This is a genomic window from Dictyoglomus sp. GBS, from assembly GCF_055179815.1.
Map to the genome: position 1 here is coordinate 607,613 of NZ_CM143687.1, position 23,096 is coordinate 630,708.

Here is a 23,096-nt window from a genome sequence, read left to right on the forward strand (position 1 = left end):
AATTTTGTAATTATTAATTATATTTTATCATAAACTCTAAATGATTTTAATTAAGACCATGTAAAATGGCATGATTACGATACTTAGAAGGGTGGTATAGGTTATCATGACTACAGCAAATTCATAGTCTCCTCCATATATTCTTGAGACTATGGCAGAATTTACCATTACAGGCATGGCAGACATTATGACAAAAACATCTCTCATGATTTTTGGAAGAGGAATAAAGTGGTTTAATATTATTACTAATAAGGGTGTTACTATAAATCTTCCTATGAATGTGATGATGGTATCTTTATCAAGATTAAATTTTTTAAAACCCATTTGATAAATAATAATACTTACGTAAAAGAGAGATAACGGAGTAGTAAGATTTCCTATCATTTTAAAGCTATTAAAGATAAAAGAAGGTATTTTTAAATTGGAAAAGATAAGAATTACACCTACAAGAAAACCAAGAAAAGGTGGATTAAATATTCTTTTTAATGTTTCCATATTAAAAATTCCTTTATCTATTTTTCCTTGAGTATCTAATATAATGCCATAAACGCCTATAGTCCACCATATAGTTGTATTTGCCATATAATAGAGAAGGGTATAAGGAGTGGCTATTTCTCCAAAAAGAGCCTGAGACATAGGAAGGCCTATAAATATGGAATTAGAAAGAGAAAACATTCCTGCTAATAGTCCTCTTCTATGTTTATTGGTTTTAAATATGAGGGCTAATATATATCCTATAATATAAGAAGTAACAATAGATAAAAATGGAATAATGAGTCCCTTAGCAGAATGGATCAAATCTTCTCTTTTAAAAAAAGTAGTAAGGTTAACAATCATATTTAGTGGTAGTGATAAGTTCAAAACCAGTTTAGCGAAAAGGTCTGCAGTATTTATATCAAACCAGCTCTTTTTAGATAAGAAATATCCAACTATTAAGATTATGACTATTTCTAAAACTCCTTGTATTGCTAATAAAAATGTCCTCATAATTCGTCCTTCTTTCTTTTGTTTTAAATAACTTATCACAGAAAAATTTTTAAATAAAGTGAAAATTTTCTAAGCAATTTTTAAGTTTTTTCTAATTTTTGTCTAAGTTTGTACTTTTAAAATTATTTTCAGTCTCAAGGATAACCTTGAGAAAAAAAATAAAAAATGGAGGTGCAGTATTATGAAATTCAAAAGTTTAGTAATTCTAAGTTTAGTGATTCATAGTGTTTTTTCATTAGCTTATGCCTATGGACCGAAGTTTGGTGGTTATATGGCTAATGTAAATATTCAACTTACAAAGATATCTGGTACAGTAAGCAAAATTACAAATACTCCAGCGCTTACAGTAACGATAAAAACAGTGTCTGGAGACAAAGAAGTAATTTTAGGTCCTGCTTGGCTGCAAATTAAGGATTTGAAAGTAGGAAGTAAAATAGAAGTGGAAGGTTTTGTATCTCCAGTTACTAATGTGTTTAAAGCAGTAAAAGCGAGTGTTGATGGAAAAGAAGTACTAAATTTACAAAATTCTCCTTGGAATAATATTGTTAGAGGTGGTAGAAGAGGATTCCAAAATTATCAAAATTGTCCTTGTTTAAATCTTAAGACTAACTAATAAAGTTCGGTATTAATAAGATATGGATAAGGAGGAAGCCAGAAATGGCTTCCTCCTTTTTTATTCTCCTAAATATTCTTTTACTAATGCTACATTCTTTTCTATAAGATCAGGAATTGGAAGATTATAAGGACATCTTGTAGTACATATTCCACATTTTGTACAATTTTGAGCTTTTAAATAAGCATCATAAAACCATCCTTGCCTTATAGTAGATTCAGGAAGTCTTTTTAAAAAAGACTCAGATCTTATGATTGTAGATATTGGGATTCCTTGAGGACATGGCTGACAATAATCGCATTTTCTACAAAAAGTTGTCCCTATCTCTTTTCTTGTTCTCTCTATTTCTTCCCATTCCTCGTGAGTTAAAGGTGTAAGATTTAATGCTACTTCTACATCTTCTTCTAACTCTTCTATAGATTCTATTCCTGGATCTGGTAATATAAATTCTTTTTGGAGTACAAATTTCAATGATAGGCGAGGATTCGGGAGTACTCCTCCTGCCATAGGCTTCATGGCTATTATTCCTATATCTTTTTCAAGAGCTAAAGGAAATATTTTCTCTTCGGGTTCTATTTCTATAAAATTATAACTAACTTGTATAACATCAAATTTATCTGTCTTTATTAATTCTGCTAATATATCGTTGCTATGACTTGATACCGCTATAAAGTCAATTAATCCTTCCTCTTTCGCCTTTAATAGTCCAAAATAGGCCCCATCTGGTTCAAATATTTTTTTAAAAGTCTCCCAATCATTAACACCATGGATATGATAAATATCTATTTTGTTTATCCCTAAATTTTTAAGACTTATTTTTACATCTTCATATATACCATCTTTAGTTCTATTAGCAGATTTTGATGATAAATATACTTTTTTATCTATACCTTTTAGGGCTTTTCCAATTTTTATTTCGCTGTCGGTATAACCTCTTGCAGTATCAATTAAATTAATTCCAAGTTCTATGGCTCTTTTTACAATTTTCACAGCAGTTTCTTCATTTACTCTTTGGATAGGTATTCCTCCAAAGGCTATAGGAAAAACCTCAATATTTGTTCTTCCAAGTCTTCTAAGCTTCATACGCCAAATCCTCCCTCTTTTTTTACTTTGATGTTATTTTTTCTTTTTTAAACTCTCTCTCTAAGGATAAAAGAAGACTCTCGTAATATTCAATCTTAAAATTAAGTTTGTCTATTGCTTTTTGAATTGCCTCAATACGTGCTATAAGCTTTTCTCTTTGCTCTATCAGGATTTTCTTTCTTGCTTCTAAAGTAGAATCACCTTCTTGAAGAAGCTTTACATATTCTATGAGAGCTTCTATTTCTAAACCCTGCACTTCTCATATGTTTAATAAGTTCAATTAATTTGCAGTCTGCATCTGTATATTCTCTAACTTCATTTTTATTACGTTTTATACGAAGAATTAATCCTATCTTCTCGTAGTATCGCAATGTATCTTTAGGAATTCCATATTTTTCACTTACTTCTTTTATCTTCATAAAAATCCCTCCCAACTTTATTTTAATAGTCCAATCTTTTTAAGCCATTCTGCAACTTTATTTTCTAAATCCCTTGATTCACCACCATATATAGAAAAACAATCTAAAAATTTTGCATTATTGCAAAGCTTTGAGATATCTTCTACAATTCTTCCTTTTCCACCCCCACCATGAGTACAAAATGGTACAATAGTTTTACCCGAAAGATCATATTGTGATAAAAAGGTTGCAATAGGAGGTGCAATAGTACTCCACCAATTAGGTGTACCTATAAATATAACGTCATAATCATCTATATTATCAATTTTATTTTTTATAGGAGGTTTATATTCTTCTCTGATTTCTTTTTTAGCCTGGTGAACTGTATCATTGTAGGACTTTGGATAGGGTTTCTCTGGGATGATCTCAATTAGAGTGCCATCTACATATTTATGTATAATCTCAGCTATCTTACGAGTATTTCCAGACCAGCTATAATATACAATAAGAATTTTTTGATTCATATTATCACTTCTCCTTTTTAAGTTTGATTTAATTATAAACATTAGAGCAAACTCTAAGTAAAGAGGAATGATATAAAAAATAAAACCCCCCTTTTTAAGGGAGGGTTTTAAAAGATTTTCAGTAAACTTGTATTTTATGATTCTTTTATTAGTTTTCTTATAGCCTCAAGAGCTTCTTCTGTATTCATATTTCTTATATCTACTCCTATATGTTTTGTCCTATCAAACCCTGCTCTTTCAAATGCATCTCTAAACATTTTTGTTTGCATCTTTGGGTCACATCCTGCTACATAGAGTTTTTCAATAAGCTCGTTACTTTCGGTAAGGGTAGTTAAAAAATTGTCACCATCATCTGCACAAAGTTGAGGATGAATAGCCACAAAATCTACAAGTCCCTCTCTTCTTATAGTATTGAGAATTTCAAATATATTCATATTTTGGAAGGATGGACAGGTACCCTGACATACACAAAGAAGTAATCCCTTCATTGAGTTTCACCTCCATCAGTCATAATTTTTACTTTATCTCCTACAAAGCTAATAGCTCCAACTGGGCAGGCTCCTTTTAAACAGCCTTTGCAAAAGTCTATGCACTCTTCTGGGTGTACTACATATGGTTTTCTATCTTTTTCTTCATACACCCCATGAGGACAGAAATTTACACAAGCAAGACATCCAATACATTTTTCATAATCTATTACAGGATACCAAATTTTGGACATATCTCTTTACCTCCATCTTTTCATTATCAATCTCTGAAGTGGTCTCTTTCTCTATTTTTATTTCAATCCTTTTGCTATTTCTAACCAACGCGGGTCATTAACTCCTATTACACATTTATTTTCTTGTCTTAGAGAAACTCTCAAGTTTAGAAGTTCCATATTTCTTAGTAAAAAAGAGTCGGGAATACTTAATATAGCCTTATATATGTTTTTCATGAATTCGTCTTCTGCCTCTTTTACAGAATATAAGACTCCTCTTCCAATTCTCCTTTCCTTAACTAAACCTTCTCTTTTAAGTTCATTCAAATATTTAGAAATATTGTAATGGGATTCTTCAAGAGCATCTGCTATTTCACAAACATAATATTCTTTTCCCATCTTTAAAAGAAGGGTAAAAACCTTTAGCCTTTTATTATCAGAAAGGACCTTAAAAATTCTTTCGTATCTTTCCATAGGAGAAATTCACCTTGTTTAGTTTCAATAAAGAAGCTTTCATTATAGTCAATAATTACTTAAGATAGATCTTCATATAAATCTTGGTTTATGAAAAATCTTTATTCCATCTTTTTCTATAACTTTATCTTCTAACTCTCCTTCTTCTATAATCTCAAGTATGAGAGATCCTCCACAGTAAGAAGATCTACCCAATATATTCTTATTCAAGCTCCTTCTTTATTATTTTCAGAAAGAATTCTTTTAAACTCTTCGATAGTCCTATCAGTTGTATTTATCATTGTTTCACCTCCTTAATTTTCCCATTTGCCCATATTAGCATATGAAAAATTAAAATGCAAGTTAAGATTATGTTAAATAAATAAATGAGATTATTTTATAGAATTTCTTTTAGATATTCTCTGACTTCTATTAAGGAGTTAAAAACCTTGTAAGCAAGATTCATAATTTCTTTTTTGGGGTGCTTAAAATCCAATACTAAAAAGGGGATCATATTAGCTCTGTAAGCTCCTAAAATGCCATTTTCTGAATCTTCTAAAACTATACATTCAGAAGGATTTACATTAAGTTTTTTAGCAACTTCTAGAAAGATATCAGGTTCTGGTTTACTTTTTGTTATCTCATCACCACAAATTATGGTGTCAAATTTTTCTATAATACTTGCTTTTTTTAGTAGATAAAAGGCTTTAGCCTTTTCGGTAGATGTGGCGATACCTTTTGGGATTTTTCTTTCTTCTAACAAAGATATTAATTCAAATAGTCCCTCTTTAATTGGTACACCATTATTTTCTATGTGATCTTGGGTTAATGCTAAAACTTTTTGATAGATGTCTGTAAAAGGTAGATTATTGGCATAATATTTTTTAAGGATTTTTTCTGTTTCTCTAATATTTACTCCTATAGTCTCTTTATAAATTTCTTCTGTTAGGTCATATCCATAGTTATTTAAAACAGTTTTCCAAAATTGATAGTACAATCTTTCTGTGTCAAAAATTATTCCATCCATATCAAAGATAACTGCTGAAATTTTCATCTTATCATCTCCTTTTTATAGTAGAATAAAACATGTATATATTTTATTTCCAATTTTTTAAAATTATATTTAAAGAAGGATGATTTTAATGTGAAGGATTATATATCTCAGAGTACAAAGAGTCTAACAAGGAAAGAAAGAGAAGATCGTTATAAATGTCCTGGGCTTGATTCTGTAGCAGGATTTTATGGAATTTCCCATGCAATATGTGATGATTGGAAGGATGGAAGAATAGATACAAAGACAGATCTAAGAAGGTTTTCTTTCTTTATTAAAACTTTTGAGTTTTAAGGGTAAGAATAATAAGATACAAGATATTGATGATGTGAGGCAAGTAATTAAAAATAAAGGGAGAAGGAGAGAAGAATTTAGACCAAGAATAAAATTTTTTAAAAACATATTGACAAAATTTAAAATTGTGTTAAAATTATAATTGCCACAGGCATCAAGGGGTCCGTAGGGAATCCCAAGATGCGCTTGGCTGGGACGGAGTAAGTCTCAGGGGCTGGGGAAAGGTTTGGAGCAAGCCTCCTTACCGAGTACTCAGGTGGTGCCAGAGAGTAATGAGAGTATTGGTAAAGCCTGGTACTCTCATGAAACCTGGAGCTAAAGCCTGAGACTGAAAGTTCTCAGTAAAGTGCAGATGGGAAGTACTGAGGGGTCCGTTGAGCCTGTGGCACCTTTTTATGTACTCTTTATATATTTCTATTTTTCTTTGTTTGGGGGTTTTATTGATGGAAGTAAATATTTCAAGAATAGGTGCTAAAGGAGATGGAAAAACAGATAATACGAAGATAATTCAAGAGGCAATAGATTATTGTTATGATCATGGAGGGGGAAATGTTATAATTCCTAAAGGTATATACTTATGTAAACCCTTGAGGTTAAGATCCAATGTAACTCTTTATTTGGAGGAAGGTTCTATTTTAAAGGCTTTATCAAATATTAATGATTATTACAATATAGGTTATTATCATAATGAATGGGGTGAAGTTACATCATTTTTATATGCTTTATCAGAGAAAAACATATCTGTAGAAGGAAAGGGGATTATAGATCTTTCTGGTGAAAGTTTCATGGATTTTTCAAAAACTCATAATAATTTCCCTGAATTATCTTCATTGAATGAGGAACAGATTGAAGAAACGGAATGTAAAACCAAAGATCGTCCAAAACAACCTATTTTCTTTTATAATTGTAAGAACATTACTATAAGAGATATTGTTATAAAAGATTCTCCTTGTTGGACAGTATCAATAAATTCATCAGAAGATATAAGAGTGGATGGTATACAGATAATAAATAATTTGAGGGTGCCTAATAGTGATGGTTTACATTTTTGCTCATCAAGAAATATAAAGGTCTCAAATAGCAATTTTGTATGCGGTGATGACTGTATAGCTATAACTGGAATTACTAATTGGGATATACCTTGTGAGAATGTAATAGTGAGTAATTGTGTTATGGAAACAAGATCAGCAGGAATAAGAATTGGTCATCTTGATAGTAAAGTGAGGAATGTTATTTTGTCTAATTCAATCATAAGGAATTCAAATAGGGGGATAGGAATTTTTGCAAATGGTAGATCTGGTTATGTAAGTTCTATCATAATAAATAATATAATTATGGAAACCAAGATCTTCGCAGGAACTTGGTGGGGTAAAGGAGAACCCATTGCAATATTAGCTCCTGAATATGGTAATACTATAGAGGATGTGAGTATAAGTAATATAAAATCTCGATCAGAAAATGGTATATTGATATATGGCAAGAATAAGAATATAAAAAATGTGGTTTTAAAAGATATGGATATAAGTATTAATTTAGGTAAAAACAGAGAAATCTTTGGTAAGTATTTAGATCTATCTCCAAGTGCTAATATACCATTTCCAGATTATATGAGAAAAGTACCCTGGATAATTGGAAAAGATATCTTTTCTTTAAAAATTGAAAATATTACTTATGGAATTTCAAAAGATTTAGAAAATAAGGTTAATACCGAAGGAATTTTAGAAGATATAAAAGAGTTGTCTATTTTTAATGTGGTTAGTAAAAGTACTCTTTAAAAGTAATCCCAGCAAAAGGTAGGATGTTCGGGAAATAGGTTTTCCATCTTTTCAAGGATAGGAATATTTTTTATTTCTATAAGACCTAACTCATAGGCAGTTTTTGGTGATAAAATGCCTGAGATTATTTGGGAAAGAGTATTAATACTTAAGGATAAGTCATAATCTGAATCTTCTTTTTTCAAAACTTTTACCTCATCATTGATCTCTATTTCCCATACGCCGTTATTCCATTCTGCATATTCATCTTTAACCTTTATGGAAATCTTATCTTTCACATTATATTTTATTTTTGACAAGGCTTTTTCTACATCAACAATTCTTATCATAAATGTAGGCTCAATATTACATTCTACGCTTGGATTAGGAAGAATAAAGGGAAGTATATCGTTTAATGGGGTTGTGATCTCTATTTCCTCTATATTCATAGCTTGTCTTGAGAATAGTGATAGAAATCCCTTATATGCGGAATTATTTAAACAGATCATTTCTCTAACTATAATTTTATTTATATTGGTTTTTTCAACATTATATAGTAGATATCCTTCTATTTTTTGATCTTCATATATATAAAGGTAGGTAAGGTTCTTTGTCCTAAAGATAATACTTTCCCATTGTTCATCGGATCTTTTTATTGCTCCAGAAAAGCCCTTAGCATAGGTTTCATAAATAGGTTTTATTATCTTCCATTCACTTAGTGGTATTCTTTTGACTTTCTCTATTTCTTGGTATCTTGGTATGAGAGAAGTTTTTATTTTATATCTTTTTTTAAATCCGCCAAGTTCCCATCCAAAATTTCTATAAAATTCGAAAGAAAAGGGGTATAAAGAAGAGAAAATCTTTTTCTCATCTTTTGATATTCTTATTGCTTCTTTTAATAAACAATGAACATGTTTTTTTCCTCTTTTTTCTGGAAATGTAGCGACACCACCTATACCTGAAAAAGAAAAAATTTCATTTCTAATATAACCTTCTAATGCATTTATGCTTAATGCAGATACTAACTTCCCGTTTTCGATAGCACCTATGCAATTTCTGATGTTTTTTTCATTTACCCAAGTGCTTACCTGTTCATAAGGAAGTATAAAGGATTGACTCCAAAGCTCGATGAGTTCATCTATATATGAAGAATTTAATCTTACTATTTCCATAATTTATTCCCCCTTAAAGTTTTCATGTATGATCTTTAATAAAGTATTACCTTTATAAGGGTAATCCTCAGTTATCTCCCATATCATAATTCCTCCTAGACCATTTTTTAAAACATATTTGCATTTTTCTTTTATAGATATTTCATCATCATAAGTATAAAAGATTTTTTCCTTTGGATTCCAAAGCCAAGGTACCCTTGCATATTCATCTCTAAACTTGAGATAATTAGGATTGTTTTCTAAGACTCCTTTTATGAAGAAGAAAGGATTGCTACCTGAAGGATGATCTTCAGAGTCATAAATACCTATAGGTATCCCTATAACTTTTGCAAATAATCCATTATCTCCGTCATCTTCACATATCCATCCCTTCCCATAGAATGGAACCCCAAGAATTATTTTTTCCGATGGTACACCATATTTAAAATATTCTTTAACTGCAAAATCGCAATTAGCTTTTTCTCTGCTTAGAGGATTAGGATCCTTAGGATTGGAAAACAAGGGGGAGTGATGATTGGTATATTTATCCCAAACACCATGGAAATCGTAAGTCATTAAATTTATAAAGTCTAAATAGATATGATATTTATCTGGTTCTGTGTTATGAATTATTTGAAAACTTGCAGGGGCTGCTATGGTTAATAAATAATGTTTATTATCTTTTTCTTCTGCTTTTAAAAGTTCCTCTCTTATATCTTTAAGAAGGTATGTAAAATTTTGTTTATCCTCAGGTCTTGTCTTATTGGTAGGTAAGCCTCCTTCTACTGGAAATTCCCAATCTATGTCAATACCATCCAAGCTGAATTCTCTTATAATTTCTAATGCACTTTTAGCAAAATTTAATCTGCTCTCACGAGTAAGGGCTACATCTGAAAATTCTCCTGAATCAGTCCATCCTCCTATGGATATTAAAACTTTTACATTTTTATGCTTTTCTTTCAACTCTTTAAATGTTTTCATGTTTTTTGCGAATAGATTTTCATCGATGGGAGAGACCCTTCCATCTTTTATTTTCATGAAGGCATAATTTATATGAGTAAGTAGGTTCCAGGGAAGTTCTTCTATAGAGTAATTTAAATATTCCTCTTTTACTTTCCATTCAGGGAAGTATCCTACTATTATTTTCTTATGCATTAGTAAACCCCCTTAATAAAATATGTTAATTTTATTTTAACACATAGTTATCAATATTTTATAATTCCTTAACTAATATTTAAAACCAGTGATTTAAATTATAAACTGAGAAATTTTTGAATAAGGGGGTGCTTCATATGAGTAAAATGGATAGGATTCTCTCAAAGATTCTGCTATTTTCCTTTCTTCTTTTTACTTTTCTGTTCTTTTCTTCTAATGTGGTAGATGCCTTGTCCAACAGTGTTACCCTTTATTCAGGTAGGCCAGTTAAGTATGTTTTTTGGTTTATTGGAGATGGTATGGGAATGAATCATGTTTATGCTACAGAAATGTTTTTAGAAAGAGGAAGTAAAGAGCCATCTATTAAAAATCTTGATTTTACCAGATTTCCTAATATAGGATGGATGACTACTTATGCTGCAGACAGTTATATCACTGATTCTGCTTCTGCTATTACTGCAATGGCTACTGGAAAGAAAACTTACGATGGTGTATTAAATATGGATCCATCCCTCAAGACAAAATATAAGTCTATTGCAGAAATGGCAAGAGATATGGGATATAAAGTAGGAGTTTTGACAAGTGTATCTATAGATCACGCAACTCCTGCTGGTATGTATGCTCACCAACCCAGCAGAAACAATTATTATGAGATAGCTTTGGAACTTTTGGACAGTAATTTTAATTATTTTGCGGGTGGAGGATTCTTACAGCCTAAAGGAAAAGATGGAAAACAAAAGGATATATATGAAATAGCTAAGGAAAAAGGATATAAAATTGTTGATAATATTGAAAATATCAGATTAATTGGAAAAGGGGATGATAAGGTTATAGCTATTAATCCTATATTGGATAATAGCAAAGCTTTACCTTTTGCAATAAATAGACTTAGAGGAGCAAATATAGGACTTTCTCTTGCTGACTTTACAAGAAAGGCTATTGAGGTATTAGATAATCCAAAAGGCTTTTTTATAATGGTTGAGGGTGGAAAGATTGACTGGGCAGCTCATGCTAATGATGCTGCGAGTGTTATATATGATGTTTTAGATTTCAATGAGGCCATAAAAGTTGCTTTAGATTTCTACAAGAAGCATCCTTTTGAGACTGTTATCATAGTTACTGCAGATCATGAAACTGGAGGTATGAGTATTGGTTTTGCAGGTACAAAATATGAAGTATTTCCAGAACTTCTTTCTTATCAAAAAATCTCCTATGACGAATTTTCAAAAATAGTACAAGACTACAGAGTAAAAGCAGGAGATCAAGCTAAATTGGAAGATTTGTTGCCACTTATTGAAAAATATTATGGACTTTCCATTCTTGATGAGAGCACTAAGAAGGCTTTAGAAGAAAAGGCAAAGTCAGGAGATAAGGAGGCAAAAATTAAGCTTCAACTATCCCTTAATGATTATGAAATAGAAGAAATCAGAAAAGCCTTTAGTGTATCTATGATGGATTCTCAAAAAAGACCTAAGGACTATAGATCATATATATTATATGGAGGATATGATCCATTGACAGTTGTGGTTACACGTATTTTGAATCAAAAAGCGGGTATTGGTTTTACATCTTATTCCCATACTGGAGCTCCTGTACCCGTATATGCAATAGGTGCTGGTTCTCATATATTTAGAGGATATTATGATAACACAGATTTATATAAAAAGCTTTGCAGTTTGATTGGTATAGATCCTTTCAAAGAATATATTCTATCATCTGAAAGTAAAGAACTTTCTGTATCTATATCAAAGTAAAAAATTTAGGGGGGATAGAGTATCTATCCCCCCATGAGATTAAAAGGGGGTAAGTAAGCTATGTTTTTAGAAGGTAAATTGGAAGCCCTTGATTTTATAACCCTAATTTCATTTCTTACCTACTCTAATAAAACAGGAATATTAGAGATTTCTATAAACCATAATGAGGGATTAATTTTCATATATAATGGAGAAGTTTATAATGTGTATTATAATAAAAGATGGGGGAAAGACGCTCTTTTTGAGATAGTACTTTATGAATATATAGATTTTTGCTTTATCGAAGGAAATTATAAGGTGGAAAGAAAAATATGGGATAGATCTGAAAAGATTATTTTAGAACTACTTAAAGATTATGACGAAAGAAAAGCATTAGAATTATGCTCTGTAAATGTATAGGAGGGTATTCTTTATGATAAAAGAAAGAATTAAAAAGTTGAATGAAACCTTAGAAGTTTTAGAATACATGAAGAAAAACTTTGATATAAATGAATTAAAATTGGATAAAATTAAACAATATGCTTTAAAGTACGGAATATATTTAAGTATTACTGGAATAGGTGAAATTGCCTGTGCATATTTAAATGAGAAAGGTATTGAAAGTGTTTCAAATTTTAAAGAATGTATTGCCATGTTAGGAGATATGAAAATATTGGATAGAATTATAGTTGAAAAACTTATGGAACTTATGAAGTATAGGGATCTTCTGAAACGACCATATATAGAAATAGATATTCTTAAGCTTTACTCCCTCTTAGAAAGGTTAGATCTTGTTAAAGAATTTATAGATAGGATTACAATAGGAATAAGGGTTTAATATCTACTATTAATATGGAAATCATGCTAAAATACTATAAATTGTTATTTAGGGGGGAGTATCATGACAAAAGAAAAAGGGCTCAAAATAGGTGAGTTGGCTCCAGATTTTTTATTAAAAGATCAAGAAGAAAAAGAATTTAAATTATCTGATTTTAGGGGACAAAAGGTACTTCTTTCTTTTCATCCTTTGGCATGGACTTCTGTATGTGCAAAACAAATGCAATCTCTTGAAGAGAATTATGCAAGATTTCTTGAACTTAATGTAATACCAGTAGGTATAAGCGTGGATCCTGTACCATCTAAAAAGGCTTGGGCTGACAGTTTGGGAATAAAAAAGTTGAGAATATTATCGGATTTTTGGCCGCACGGGGAAGTAGCCAAAAAATATAACATATTCATAGAAGAATATGGATTTTCGGAAAGAGCGAATGTAGTTGTAGATGAGGATGGAGAGATTATCTTTTTTAAAATATATCCTCTTAAAGAGCTTCCTGATATAGAAGAAATATTTCTTTTTTTAAAAGATTAATTTTGATTTAGCCTCATTAAAAGGTAATAAAATCTACCCCACTATCTATATTTCCAATTTTAATTTTTAACTATTGACATTTATATTTTTTAGGTTTATATATGTATGTAGCATATATATGGAGGTGAATATATTTGAAAGGATTTAGACAAGGAATGGGAAAAAGAGATGTAGGTTTTGCCCCAGGATTTTGGCTCAGAGTCTTTGTCCTTTCTGCTCTATCTAAGAAGGATCTTCATGGATATGAGCTTTTAAACATGCTTGATGAGTATTTTCCTGAATTCTGCTTTTGCAGAGGACCTTCTGGGATGGGTACAGGCTATAGAATTCTTAGAATACTTGAGATGGAAGGCCTTATAAGATCTCGTTGGGAAACTGGAGAAGGTCCTGCAAAGAGAGTTTATTCAATTACACCTGAAGGGTTGATGGTAAAAAAAGAGTTAATAAATTACATAAAGGAAATGAGAGATAGAATTGATAAATTTTTGGAATTTGTTGAAGGAAAGGAGGTGTAAAATATGTGGAGATGGTGGAGAGGTCATGGATGGGGTTTCGGAGGTTATGGAGCTCCTTGGTGCCCATGGTCTTTTTGGGGTCGTAGATGGTGGTGGAGAGGTGCTGGATATTATCCTTACTCTGGGCTTACCAAGGAGGAAGAAAAGGAACTTTTGGAAGCTTGGAAAAAAGATCTTGAGGCTGATCTTGAGGATATAAAGAGACACTTGGAAGAACTTAAGTAAAAGAAAGGGGCGGGGATTATCCCGCCCCTTATAAAAGGTAAAAAACATTTAACTTATTTAAGGAAGGAGTTTAGAAATGGATGTTGGGGATATTTATCTTATAATTGCCTTATTTCTTCATAGTTGAATATTTTGTAAATCTAAAATGAAGAGAGGTGATTTATGCATGAAGAAGCATATGATCATAGTGGCTTAGGTTCTGAGGGTTTTTGTATATGTCCTAAATGCGGGTATAGAAAGATACATACCCAGGGGATTCCCTGCAGAGATGAGAGATGTCCCAATTGTGGCTCTGCTCTTATAAGAGAAGGATCCTATCATCATAGATTAATAGAGGAGAAGGAAGAATGAAAAGTGAGGATTTTAATAAAGAAAAAGAAAAGATGAAAGAAAAAATGAGTAAAATTCAACATAAAATTGTAATAATGAGTGGGAAAGGTGGAGTAGGAAAAAGTACATTTTCTGCAAATCTCTCTATAGCTTTTGCTATGAAGAGATCTGAAGGAAAAGTGGGGATATTAGACGCTGATATACACGGATACAGTATCCCATAATTATTTAATATTACAGCAGAGAGATTATATCAATCTGATGAAGGAATTCTTCCTGTGGAAGGCCCCTTAGGGATTAAAGTAGCTTCTGCTGGATTTGTAGTGCAAGATGAAGATTCTCCAATTATCTGGAGAGGACCATTAAAAGCTCAACTAATTAGGCAATTTTTATCAGATATTATCTGGGGAGAACTTGAATATTTGATAATTGATCTCCCCCCAGGTACAGGAGACGAACCATTAAGTATAGCTCAAGAACTTCCAGATCTAGATGGTGCTATTATTGTAACCATACCTTCAGGGGTTTCAGAAAGGGTAGTTAGAAGATCAGTAAACTTTGCAAAGGCTCTTAATTTGCCAGTAATAGGAATAGTAGAGAATATGAGTGGTTTTGTCTGTCCTCATTGTGGAACAAGGGTGGATATTCTTGGAAGTGGGGCTGGAGAGAAAATTGCAAGAGATTTAAAAGTCCCTTTTTTGGGTAAGATACCTTTAGATCCAAGGATTAGTGAGAGTGGTGATAAAGGAGTGCCTTTTATTTTAGAAGATAAAAATTCTGAAATTACAAGGATATTTTTGGATATTACTGATAAGATTGAATATTTTTTAAAAGGGAGGTAGATATTATGAAGATTGCAGTTGCTTCCGACGATGGAAAGACTATTTCCTCTCATTTTGGTAGAACAAGGGGTTTTGTGATTTTTGAGATAGAAAATGGTGAGGTAAAAAGCAGAGAATATATTCCAAATACTTTCACTGGACATGCAAGAGGTTTACGTGAAAGGGGACTTCATCATCAATATGACACTCATGTAGCTATTATTGAAAATTTAAGAGATTGTAAAGCTGTAATATCTCATGGAATGGGTAGAAGACTTTATGATGATTTAACTTCTGCTGGAATAGAAGTTTATGTGACTGATGAGACTGATGTAGATAAAGCTATAGAGCTCTATTTAAAGGGTCAACTTAGAAATGTTTCAGAGCTCCTTGACTAAAATAACAGTCTTATGTGATGATAGGCTTTCTTCTCCTCTCTTTTCAGAGCATGGATTCTCCGTATTAATTGAATGGGAGGGGAAAGCCCTCCTTTTTGATACAGGTGCAAGTGATATATTTATTAGGAATGCAAATATATTAGGGAAAGACTTATCAAAAGTTGAAAGTATAGTTATAAGTCATGGGCATTATGACCATTCAGAAGGCCTAAAACATCTTTTGCCTTTTAATAAGAAATATAAAGTTATTCTTAGAGAAGAAGCTTTTTTCCCAAAATATAGTAATGATAGATTTACGGGAATAAATTGGGAAAATTTAAAAGAATTTTTAGATTTTGTTATCGTTAAAGATGAAGTTATGGAGATTTTTGATAATGTTTTTGTATTTGGTCCTGTACCTTTTAGAAATAATTTTGAAGAACCAGATCCTTATTTTTATGTGTTAAAAGGAGACAAAAAAGAGAGGGATTTTTTTGAAGAAGAATTGAACTTAGTTATAAATGAGGGTGATGGTATAATATTAGTTACGGGATGTGCTCATAGAGGAATTGTTAATATAGTAGAATATGCAATAAAGAAATTTAATAAGAGAATAAAGATTCTTATGGGAGGTTTTCACCTTTATAAATCTACCTTTCCTAAAATAGAAAAAGTAATAAATAGCCTTCAAAAATTTGACATTGAGAATATAATCCCATATCATTGTACGGGAGAGGAGGCTATAAAAATCTTGAACAAGAGGTGATTCAATGGATAAAAAGCGTGTTCTTTTTATATGTACCCATAACTCCGCAAGATCACAGATGGCAGAAGGTATTATGAATGCTTTGTATGGAGATAGGTTTCAAGCTTTTTCTGCAGGAACTAATCCCTCTAAGGTAAATCCTCTGGCTATAGAAGTACTAAAGGAGATAGGAGTAGATATTTCTCATCATAAAAGCAAAAGTATAGATGAATTTAAAGGAGAAAACTTTGATTATGTAGTTACAGTTTGTGATAATGCAAAGGAAAATTGTCCCTATTTTCCTGGTGGAAAAAAATATGTTCACAGAGGTTTTATGGATCCAGCAAGTGTAGAAGGTACATATGAAGAGAAGCTTTCAGCCTTTAGAAAAGTTAGAGATGAAATATTAGAATGGATAAAGGAATTTTTTATAGAGAATAAAGAAGAGAAAGAGCAATTTTTCTTACCTTAAATTATGAAAGAAGAAATTTTACAAAAACTAAAAGATTATTTTAATAAAAAAGAAAATGTGATAATGGCTTTTCTTTTTGGGTCTTTATCCAAGGGAAAGGTTCATAGACATTCTGATATAGATATTGCTATTTATCTAAAGGAATATGACATAAAAGAAGTAGAAAAAATATGGGATGAACTTGAGGATTTATTAAAAAAAAGATATAGACCTTATTGTATTAAATAATGCAAAACCTCTTGTTGCCTTTGAGGCTATCAGAGGAGAAAAAATAATAATAAGAAATTACGATTTTTATACTGATTATATGTTAGAGGTATCCTCTGAAGCTATAGACTTAAAGGAATTTATTTTAGATCTATACAAGATGAGAAGAGAGAATGAAAGATATAAATAAGATTAAAATAATTAAGAGAATAGATTTTATTAATACGGAAATGCAAGATTTAAAAAGATATGAGAATATAACTTATGAGGATTACAAAAGTGATAGAAATACTCAAAGGATAATAGAGAGAATTATAGAAAATATTGCCAATGCATTAATAGATATAATTAAAATAATTCTTTCTGAATTTAACATTACCCTTCCAGATACCTACAGGGAGATAATTCTTTCTCTAAAAGAGATAGAGTTTTTTAAAAAATATAAATTTTGTTACTCTCTCAGATATCACAAAGATGAGAAATATATTAGCATATTTAATATCTTGATCTTAGATGGGAGTTAATTGAAAAATTTATAAAATATGAGAAAGGAGAAATTGAGAATTTTATTAAAGACCTTGAAATCATGTTAGAAGGTAGTTAACAAATACAAACAAGATTATTGAGATAATTGTATTAAGAGCTAAAACACCTGCTATAAATTCTGCATCTTCTTTATCCTCATCTCTCATATATAATGGAATTATAAAGGGAGCTGGTAATATAAACATAGTAAATAAGGCAGATTGAAAAATTTTATCCAAGTGAAGGAGTCTTATTATAAGTATCTCATTAAGAATAAAGGCTAAGATCAAAAGTATGATATGCCTTAATACTACTGTAGAGATGGTAAGGGTGAGATTTTTCTTTTTGAATCCTAACTCATATCCTATTACTAAAGCAATCATAGGTACTGTAATATTTGATAAAAGCTTTAAAGTTTCTATGAACGAAGAGAGAAGTATATTTTCTTGAAAAATATTTATTAATCCAGTTTTTTGAAATATAATTCCTAAGATAATAGCAATTATTACAGGTGTTTTTATAAAAGAAGAGAGCATGTTCTTAAAACTTTGTTTTTGAGTATCTTTAAAGCTTGTAAGTATACCAACCATAACAAAAAATACAAAGGTAACTTGTCCCAAGTCTATAAGGGCAAATTTGAATACATTTTCTGGGCCATAGAATAATGTAAAAATTGAGTAACCAAGCATTCCTGCCTCAAATCCTGTAAATAATAGAGGATAATACTTTGAATTAATATTAAGAACCCTTTTAATCCCATAACCCATAAAAAGAAGAACTCCACATGTAACAAATATAGTAAATGCAATTAAAAGATGCTTATATTCTACATTTGTTTGGGAAAAAGAGAGAAAAATTAAAGAGGGTAAAAATAAGTTAACAACTAACGTTTTAATTTCTCTTAATGTATTAGGACTTAAGTATCCACTTCTTTTAAAATATTGTCCAAGGGTAAATAAAATTAATACAGGAAATATTTTGCTAATTATTGATAAAAGCATGGTAAAGCTCCTTTTTATATATTTTTATAATATTTTCATCTTGAATTTTATTTTAGCATATTTTAACATAAATGTTTAATATTAGATATAATTTTTATTGCAAAATTAATTTATTTATCAAATAATTATATCTATGGTAAACTATTTAAAAAATAATATAGGATGGAGGTTAAAGTTATGGAAAAAAGAACAGATGTATTAATAATTGGTGGTGGTCCTGCAGGTATTGTATGTGCTTCTACTGCTAAAAAATACTATCCTGATAAGCAGATTAAAATTATAAAAAATGTTAAGAACAGTGTAGTTCCATGCGGTATTCCCTATATGTTTTATAGTTTGAAAAATCCAGAAGATAATAAAATGGGGTTTACTTCTCTTGAAAATGCTGGAATAGAAGTAATTGTGGATGAGGTAGTAAAGGCTGATAGAGAAGGGAAATATGTGGAGACAAAAAATGGTGATAAGTATTATTATGAAAAATTAGTGCTTGCTATGGGTTCACTTCCTATCATTCCTAAAATTCCTGGTATTGAGAAGAAAAATATTTTCCCTATTTATAAGGATTTAGATTATCTTAAAACAGTAGTAGAAGAGGTAAGAAAAGCTAAAAATGTTCTTATTGTTGGTGGTGGATTTATAGGCGTAGAAGTAGCTGATGAGATATCTAAATTAGAAGGGATTACTGTATATTTGGTTGAATTACTCCCCCGTCTTTTAGCTCAATCCTTTGATGAAGAATTTTCAATATTAGCTGAGGAAAAATTAAAGTCCAAGGGAGTAAATATTCTCACTAATGCTAAGGTAGTGGAATTTCTGGGTGATGACAAAGTAAGAAAGGTAAAACTTGAAGATGGAAAAGAGATTGAGGTAGATGTTGTAATTCTTGGAATAGGTGCAGTACCGAATTCTTCATTAGCAAAAGAGATGGGCTTAGAGACTATAAATAATGGAGCTATCTGGGTAGATGAATATATGAGAACTTCAGATCCTGATATATTTGCTATAGGTGATTGTGCTTTAAAAAGAGATTTCTATACCCGTAGGAATACACCTGTGATGCTTGCTTCTACTGCTACTGCAGAGGCAAGGATAGCAGGAGCAAATCTATACAAGATTAAACTGATAAGAGAAAATAAAGGTACTATTGCTGTTTATTCAACTTATATAGACGGTTTAGTATTAGCCTCTGCTGGACTAACTGAGAGCAGTGCCAAAAGAGAAGGATTTGAAGTAGTAGTGGGTTCGGTAGATGGTATTGATAAGCATCCAGGGACACTTCTTGGTGTTAATAAAACGAAGGTTAAGCTTATCTTTTCAAAATATTCTGGAGTACTTTTAGGTGGACAAGTAGCTGGCGGAACATCATTTGCTGAGTTAATTAATCTAATAGGTGTTGCTATTCAGCAAAGAATGACTGCCTCCGAACTTGAGACATTACAAATGGCCACTCATCCATATTTGACTTGTGCTCCCACTGTATACCATGTGGTTATGTCAGCCCAAGAAGCGATAAATAAAATATTTCTATCTAAATAGATATGGGGATATTTAACGAGTTTTTTAAAGAGTATGATCAATGGTATGAAGATAATAAGTGGGTCTATCTCTCAGAGGTAGAAGCTTTGAAGAAGGTTATTCCAAAAGGTAAAAAAGGGCTTGAAATAGGAGTTGGAACAAGAAGATTTGCAGAAATCTTAGGTATAGAATATGGGATAGACCCATCTGAAAATATGCTAAGTATTGCAAAAGAGAGGGGAATAAAGGCTTTTGTAGGGAGGGGGGAGAATTTACCCTTTTCTGATGAGAAATTTGATTATGTAGCTCTTATTATTACCATATGTTTCGTGGAAAATCCCCATGAGGTGATAAAGGAAACAAGAAGAGTTCTCAAAGATGGAGGAAAGATAATTATAGGAATTATTGATAAAAATAGCTATCTTGGAAAAATCTACCAAGAAAAAAAGGAAAAGGGACATAAATTTTATAAATATGCTAATTTTTATTCAGTAGAAGAAATTGTAGATTTGTTAAAGAAATATAATTTTAAGAATTTTACTTTTTATCAAACTCTCTTCAGGCATTTAGAGGATATTAAAGAGGTAGAAAAACCAAAGGAGGGTTTTGGAGAGGGAAGTTTTGTGGTTATTTCTGCGGAAAAATCTGTTTAATCACTATTAACCTATTTATAATCTTAACTTAATCTTTTGTAATAAACTATACCTTTTATAAACAACGAAAGTGCTTTTTTTCATCCCTACAAAATTTAAAAGTCATATAGTTTTTGATATATTTATAATAAAGAAGGCCCTAAATTATGTTAACATCAATGTAAGAGGGGTGTAATGATGAATAAAAAGGATTCAGATATTCCTTTTTTATCTCAGGAAAAGATAAATTACTCAAAGCTTAAGATCCTTTTTCCTTATATTAAGGAGCATATAAGAACTTTTATTATTGCAAGTTTGTTTCTTTTAATTACATCTTTAATTGCGACTCCCATTCCTTATATTTCTAAAATTATTTTTGACAATGTATTCTTAGGAAATAAAGATATTAGATTTTTTGGTTATCTTGTAGTAATTTCTGCGATATTACACATAGGAAGGACCATTTTTTCAGGGATATCAAGTTATTATTTTGCAAAGGTAAGCCAAGAAGTATTATCAAGTCTAAAGAGTGATTTATTTAGAAAGATTTTAAAGCTACCTTTTAGATTTTATGATGAAGCTCAGACAGGATATATATTAGCAAGAATAGGAGAAGTGGAAGGTCTTGGTCTTTTCTTTTCATCTACAGTGATAAATCAGATGATAAGATTTTTTGAGTTTGTATTTGCCCTTTTAATGCTAATGTATCTTAATTTAAAATTGACTTTTTATGCTATTTCCATACTTCCAGCTTATTATGTAGTTATAAGGGCATTTTCCTTAGGATTAGTATCAGCGACAAAGGATGTTCTTGAGGGATCAGCAAATATTATGGGAAAGATACAAGAGAAAGTTTCAGGAGTAGAGGTTGTGAGGCTATTTGGGACTGAGGAAAGGGAAGCTGAAGAGGTAAAAAAGGAATTTAAAGGTCTTGCCAGGAAGAATTTATTACAAAGTATATTTTTTACCATTTTTGGAGAGTTAAATTTTGTTATTATCGCTTTAGGTGGTCTTTTAATTTTATGGGTAGGAGGGATGGATATAATAAAGGGTTCTTTTACGATTGGAAGCTATTTAGCTTTTGTAGGATACCTGCAAAAGCTTTATGGTCCAATTCAAAGTATGGCTACATTTAGTTTATCTTTGTATCCAGCTTTTGTTTCTCTTCAAAGAGTATCAGAGATATTAGAAGCAGAGAAAGAGAAGGAAGGGAATATAGAGCTTAAAAATTTAATAGGAGACATACAATTTAAGAATATTTCTTTTTCTTACGATGGAGAGAAGAAAGTTTTAGAAGGGATAGATTTACACATAAAACCAGGGGAGAAGGTAGTGATTTTAGGGCCTAATGGATCTGGAAAAAGTACCTTAATAAAGTTACTTTTAGGGATGTATGACCCTTTAGAGGGAGAAATTGTAATAGACGGAATAGATATAAAGGACATAAAACTGTCATCTCTTAGAGAAAAAATTGGTATTGTTTCTCAAAATGTATTTTTATTTAACGACAGTGTGAGAAACAATGTAGCCTATGCGATACCACAAGTGAAGGATGAAGAAATCATTAATCTTTTAAAGACAGCAGAGCTTTATGATATTTTTATGGAAGGATTTAAAGATGGACTTAACACGATAATAGGAGAGAGAGGAGCAAAGATATCAGGTGGACAAAAGAAAATAATAGCCTTTTTAAGGGCTGTACTAAAGAAGCCAAATGTTTTAATACTTGATGAAGCCACATCGGAAGTTGATATGACAGTTGAGAGAAAGATTTATGAATATATAGAGAAGTTTATGAGAGATAAGACATGCATAATCATATCCCATAGAGAGATTCCTTGGGAAATAATTGATAAAGTGGTTTATCTTGAGAAGGGGAGAATAATTAAAGTGGAGTTAATCAACAAAAATTGCTAATTTTGTTCATCCTAATAATTATTTTTTGAAATTTTTTTCTTTCCTTTTTATCAAAAGAAAAGAAAGAGAGATAGGAAGGAATTTTCGGTAGTTTATAAGTTTCGATGAAGTTATTCAAACCATTTGATATTAGTGGAATATCAAATTCCCATTTTCTATTGTATCTAACATAATTTCTTACAAAGATATCAATAATTTCTCTATCTTTCTCAGGGAGGGATAAGTAGAAATTAATAAATTTACTTCTATTTTTTGGAGAAAGGTTATTAATAAAACTTTCAGCAAGGTTTCTTCTTGCTAAGAAGAAAGGATGAATGTCCTTTCCCATAAAAGAGATAAATCTTTTAATTTCCCATTTATTTTTGAATTCTGAGAAGAAGTTCTTCCAATTTTTTGAAAAAAGTTCAAAGAGTATTAAAACATTTTTGGTAAGATATGGAAAAATTTTCTTTCTATTAAAAAGTGCCATAAAGGATGAGATGAACAAAATAATTTTAGTTTCATCTGGAAATTCATAGAAATGAAATTGGAAAGTCATATTAATAGAGG

At 30.8% G+C, this 23,096-nt stretch carries 30 protein-coding genes and 2 pseudogenes; 19 read left to right on the plus strand and 13 right to left on the minus strand.

Annotated elements, in window-relative coordinates:
- Positions 1-36: 36 nt before the first annotated feature.
- Complete coding sequence (locus ACY3IT_RS02775) at positions 37-987, minus strand: AEC family transporter (RefSeq protein WP_463083274.1); 951 nt, start codon at positions 985-987, stop codon at positions 37-39.
- A 181-nt stretch (positions 988-1,168) separates the two neighbouring features.
- On the opposite strand from ACY3IT_RS02775, the gene ACY3IT_RS02780 reads away from it, so the two are divergent.
- On the plus strand, positions 1,169-1,600 hold the full coding sequence (locus ACY3IT_RS02780; protein ID WP_463083275.1) for a hypothetical protein: 432 nt from the start codon (positions 1,169-1,171) through the stop codon (positions 1,598-1,600).
- 60 nt (positions 1,601-1,660) lie between these two features.
- On the opposite strand, the gene ACY3IT_RS02785 is transcribed toward ACY3IT_RS02780, so the two are convergent.
- The 8 genes and pseudogenes from ACY3IT_RS02785 to ACY3IT_RS02820 form a co-directional block, all read right to left on the minus strand.
- Positions 1,661-2,683 carry an aldo/keto reductase gene (locus tag ACY3IT_RS02785; protein WP_463083276.1) on the minus strand — a complete coding sequence of 341 codons (1,023 nt, stop codon included), beginning with the start codon at positions 2,681-2,683 and terminating at the stop codon, positions 1,661-1,663.
- 22 nt (positions 2,684-2,705) lie between these two features.
- Positions 2,706-3,102: pseudogene (locus ACY3IT_RS02790) on the minus strand (MerR family transcriptional regulator).
- 17 nt (positions 3,103-3,119) lie between these two features.
- Complete coding sequence (locus ACY3IT_RS02795) at positions 3,120-3,605, minus strand: flavodoxin (protein ID WP_463083277.1); 486 nt, start codon at positions 3,603-3,605, stop codon at positions 3,120-3,122.
- A 134-nt stretch (positions 3,606-3,739) separates the two neighbouring features.
- Positions 3,740-4,093: a heterodisulfide reductase subunit A-like protein gene (locus ACY3IT_RS02800; protein ID WP_463083278.1), complete on the minus strand. Its 354-nt coding sequence runs from the start codon at positions 4,091-4,093 to the stop codon at positions 3,740-3,742.
- Positions 4,090-4,326: a 4Fe-4S dicluster domain-containing protein gene (locus ACY3IT_RS02805; protein ID WP_463083279.1), complete on the minus strand. Its 237-nt coding sequence runs from the start codon at positions 4,324-4,326 to the stop codon at positions 4,090-4,092. Before ACY3IT_RS02805 ends, ACY3IT_RS02800 begins: the two co-directional genes overlap by 4 nt.
- Before the next feature lie 57 nt (positions 4,327-4,383).
- Positions 4,384-4,779, minus strand: a complete 396-nt coding sequence (locus ACY3IT_RS02810; protein ID WP_463083280.1) for an ArsR/SmtB family transcription factor — start codon at positions 4,777-4,779, stop codon at positions 4,384-4,386.
- A gap of 72 nt (positions 4,780-4,851) precedes the next feature.
- A complete protein-coding gene (locus ACY3IT_RS02815) occupies positions 4,852-4,989 on the minus strand; it encodes a hypothetical protein (protein ID WP_463083281.1) in 138 nt (45 codons plus the stop codon).
- A 166-nt stretch (positions 4,990-5,155) separates the two neighbouring features.
- Entirely contained in the window at positions 5,156-5,812 is a 657-nt protein-coding gene (locus tag ACY3IT_RS02820; protein WP_463083282.1) for an HAD family hydrolase, read from the minus strand.
- A gap of 90 nt (positions 5,813-5,902) precedes the next feature.
- On the opposite strand from ACY3IT_RS02820, the gene ACY3IT_RS02825 reads away from it, so the two are divergent.
- Together ACY3IT_RS02825 and ACY3IT_RS02830 are read left to right on the plus strand one after the other, a co-directional pair.
- On the plus strand, positions 5,903-6,103 hold the full coding sequence (locus ACY3IT_RS02825) for a hypothetical protein (RefSeq protein ID WP_463083283.1): 201 nt from the start codon (positions 5,903-5,905) through the stop codon (positions 6,101-6,103).
- Between the two features lie 443 nt (positions 6,104-6,546).
- Positions 6,547-7,878, plus strand: a complete 1,332-nt coding sequence (locus ACY3IT_RS02830; RefSeq protein ID WP_463083284.1) for a glycoside hydrolase family 28 protein — start codon at positions 6,547-6,549, stop codon at positions 7,876-7,878.
- On the opposite strand, the gene ACY3IT_RS02835 is transcribed toward ACY3IT_RS02830, so the two are convergent.
- On the minus strand, positions 7,875-9,029 hold the full coding sequence (locus tag ACY3IT_RS02835; protein WP_463083285.1) for a GNAT family N-acetyltransferase: 1,155 nt from the start codon (positions 9,027-9,029) through the stop codon (positions 7,875-7,877). The genes ACY3IT_RS02830 and ACY3IT_RS02835 overlap by 4 nt on opposite strands.
- A gap of 3 nt (positions 9,030-9,032) precedes the next feature.
- The gene (locus ACY3IT_RS02840) at positions 9,033-10,163 is read right to left on the minus strand and encodes a glycoside hydrolase family 18 protein (protein WP_463083286.1); all 1,131 of its coding nucleotides are present in this window, start codon (positions 10,161-10,163) and stop codon (positions 9,033-9,035) included.
- A gap of 137 nt (positions 10,164-10,300) precedes the next feature.
- Between ACY3IT_RS02840 and ACY3IT_RS02845 the strand changes: the two genes are divergently transcribed.
- The 13 genes and pseudogenes from ACY3IT_RS02845 (at position 10,301) to ACY3IT_RS02905 (ending at position 17,481) form a co-directional block, all read left to right on the plus strand.
- The gene (locus tag ACY3IT_RS02845; RefSeq protein ID WP_463083287.1) at positions 10,301-11,917 is read left to right on the plus strand and encodes an alkaline phosphatase; all 1,617 of its coding nucleotides are present in this window, start codon (positions 10,301-10,303) and stop codon (positions 11,915-11,917) included.
- 60 nt (positions 11,918-11,977) lie between these two features.
- Complete coding sequence (locus tag ACY3IT_RS02850) at positions 11,978-12,316, plus strand: DUF4388 domain-containing protein (RefSeq protein ID WP_463083288.1); 339 nt, start codon at positions 11,978-11,980, stop codon at positions 12,314-12,316.
- Positions 12,317-12,329: 13 nt separating this feature from the next.
- Positions 12,330-12,734: a HepT-like ribonuclease domain-containing protein gene (locus ACY3IT_RS02855; RefSeq protein WP_463083289.1), complete on the plus strand. Its 405-nt coding sequence runs from the start codon at positions 12,330-12,332 to the stop codon at positions 12,732-12,734.
- A gap of 63 nt (positions 12,735-12,797) precedes the next feature.
- Positions 12,798-13,265 carry a peroxiredoxin gene (locus ACY3IT_RS02860; protein ID WP_463083290.1) on the plus strand — a complete coding sequence of 156 codons (468 nt, stop codon included), beginning with the start codon at positions 12,798-12,800 and terminating at the stop codon, positions 13,263-13,265.
- A 134-nt stretch (positions 13,266-13,399) separates the two neighbouring features.
- Positions 13,400-13,780, plus strand: a complete 381-nt coding sequence (locus ACY3IT_RS02865) for a PadR family transcriptional regulator (protein WP_463082678.1) — start codon at positions 13,400-13,402, stop codon at positions 13,778-13,780.
- Positions 13,781-13,783: 3 nt separating this feature from the next.
- Complete coding sequence (locus ACY3IT_RS02870) at positions 13,784-14,005, plus strand: DUF5320 family protein (protein WP_463082677.1); 222 nt, start codon at positions 13,784-13,786, stop codon at positions 14,003-14,005.
- A gap of 162 nt (positions 14,006-14,167) precedes the next feature.
- Complete coding sequence (locus ACY3IT_RS02875) at positions 14,168-14,356, plus strand: ferredoxin (protein WP_463083291.1); 189 nt, start codon at positions 14,168-14,170, stop codon at positions 14,354-14,356.
- A gap of 44 nt (positions 14,357-14,400) precedes the next feature.
- Positions 14,401-15,177, plus strand: a pseudogene (locus ACY3IT_RS02880) (Mrp/NBP35 family ATP-binding protein).
- A gap of 5 nt (positions 15,178-15,182) precedes the next feature.
- Positions 15,183-15,554: a NifB/NifX family molybdenum-iron cluster-binding protein gene (locus ACY3IT_RS02885; RefSeq protein WP_463083292.1), complete on the plus strand. Its 372-nt coding sequence runs from the start codon at positions 15,183-15,185 to the stop codon at positions 15,552-15,554.
- A complete protein-coding gene (locus tag ACY3IT_RS02890) occupies positions 15,532-16,299 on the plus strand; it encodes an MBL fold metallo-hydrolase (protein ID WP_463083293.1) in 768 nt (255 codons plus the stop codon). The genes ACY3IT_RS02885 and ACY3IT_RS02890 overlap by 23 nt, the downstream gene beginning before the upstream one ends.
- 4 nt (positions 16,300-16,303) lie before the next feature.
- Positions 16,304-16,750, plus strand: a complete 447-nt coding sequence (locus tag ACY3IT_RS02895) for an arsenate reductase ArsC (RefSeq protein WP_463082673.1) — start codon at positions 16,304-16,306, stop codon at positions 16,748-16,750.
- Positions 16,751-16,753: 3 nt separating this feature from the next.
- On the plus strand, positions 16,754-16,978 hold the full coding sequence (locus tag ACY3IT_RS02900) for a nucleotidyltransferase domain-containing protein (protein ID WP_463083294.1): 225 nt from the start codon (positions 16,754-16,756) through the stop codon (positions 16,976-16,978).
- 152 nt (positions 16,979-17,130) lie between these two features.
- Positions 17,131-17,481: a HepT-like ribonuclease domain-containing protein gene (locus tag ACY3IT_RS02905; protein WP_463083295.1), complete on the plus strand. Its 351-nt coding sequence runs from the start codon at positions 17,131-17,133 to the stop codon at positions 17,479-17,481.
- A gap of 60 nt (positions 17,482-17,541) precedes the next feature.
- Here the strand turns inward: ACY3IT_RS02905 and ACY3IT_RS02910 are convergent, their stop codons facing one another.
- Positions 17,542-18,483 carry an AEC family transporter gene (locus ACY3IT_RS02910; RefSeq protein WP_463083296.1) on the minus strand — a complete coding sequence of 314 codons (942 nt, stop codon included), beginning with the start codon at positions 18,481-18,483 and terminating at the stop codon, positions 17,542-17,544.
- A gap of 177 nt (positions 18,484-18,660) precedes the next feature.
- Between ACY3IT_RS02910 and ACY3IT_RS02915 the strand changes: the two genes are divergently transcribed.
- From ACY3IT_RS02915 to ACY3IT_RS02925, 3 genes are all read left to right on the plus strand, one after another.
- Positions 18,661-20,019, plus strand: coding sequence for an FAD-dependent oxidoreductase (locus tag ACY3IT_RS02915; RefSeq protein ID WP_463083297.1), 1,359 nt, complete (start codon positions 18,661-18,663; stop codon positions 20,017-20,019).
- Positions 20,020-20,021: 2 nt separating this feature from the next.
- The gene (locus tag ACY3IT_RS02920) at positions 20,022-20,651 is read left to right on the plus strand and encodes a class I SAM-dependent methyltransferase (RefSeq protein ID WP_463083298.1); all 630 of its coding nucleotides are present in this window, start codon (positions 20,022-20,024) and stop codon (positions 20,649-20,651) included.
- 174 nt (positions 20,652-20,825) lie between these two features.
- Complete coding sequence (locus ACY3IT_RS02925) at positions 20,826-22,547, plus strand: ABC transporter ATP-binding protein (protein ID WP_463083299.1); 1,722 nt, start codon at positions 20,826-20,828, stop codon at positions 22,545-22,547.
- On the opposite strand, the gene ACY3IT_RS02930 is transcribed toward ACY3IT_RS02925, so the two are convergent.
- On the minus strand, positions 22,531-23,016 hold the full coding sequence (locus tag ACY3IT_RS02930; RefSeq protein WP_463083300.1) for a hypothetical protein: 486 nt from the start codon (positions 23,014-23,016) through the stop codon (positions 22,531-22,533). The two genes, ACY3IT_RS02925 and ACY3IT_RS02930, sit on opposite strands and share 17 nt — an antisense overlap.
- Positions 23,017-23,096: the final 80 nt, after the last annotated feature.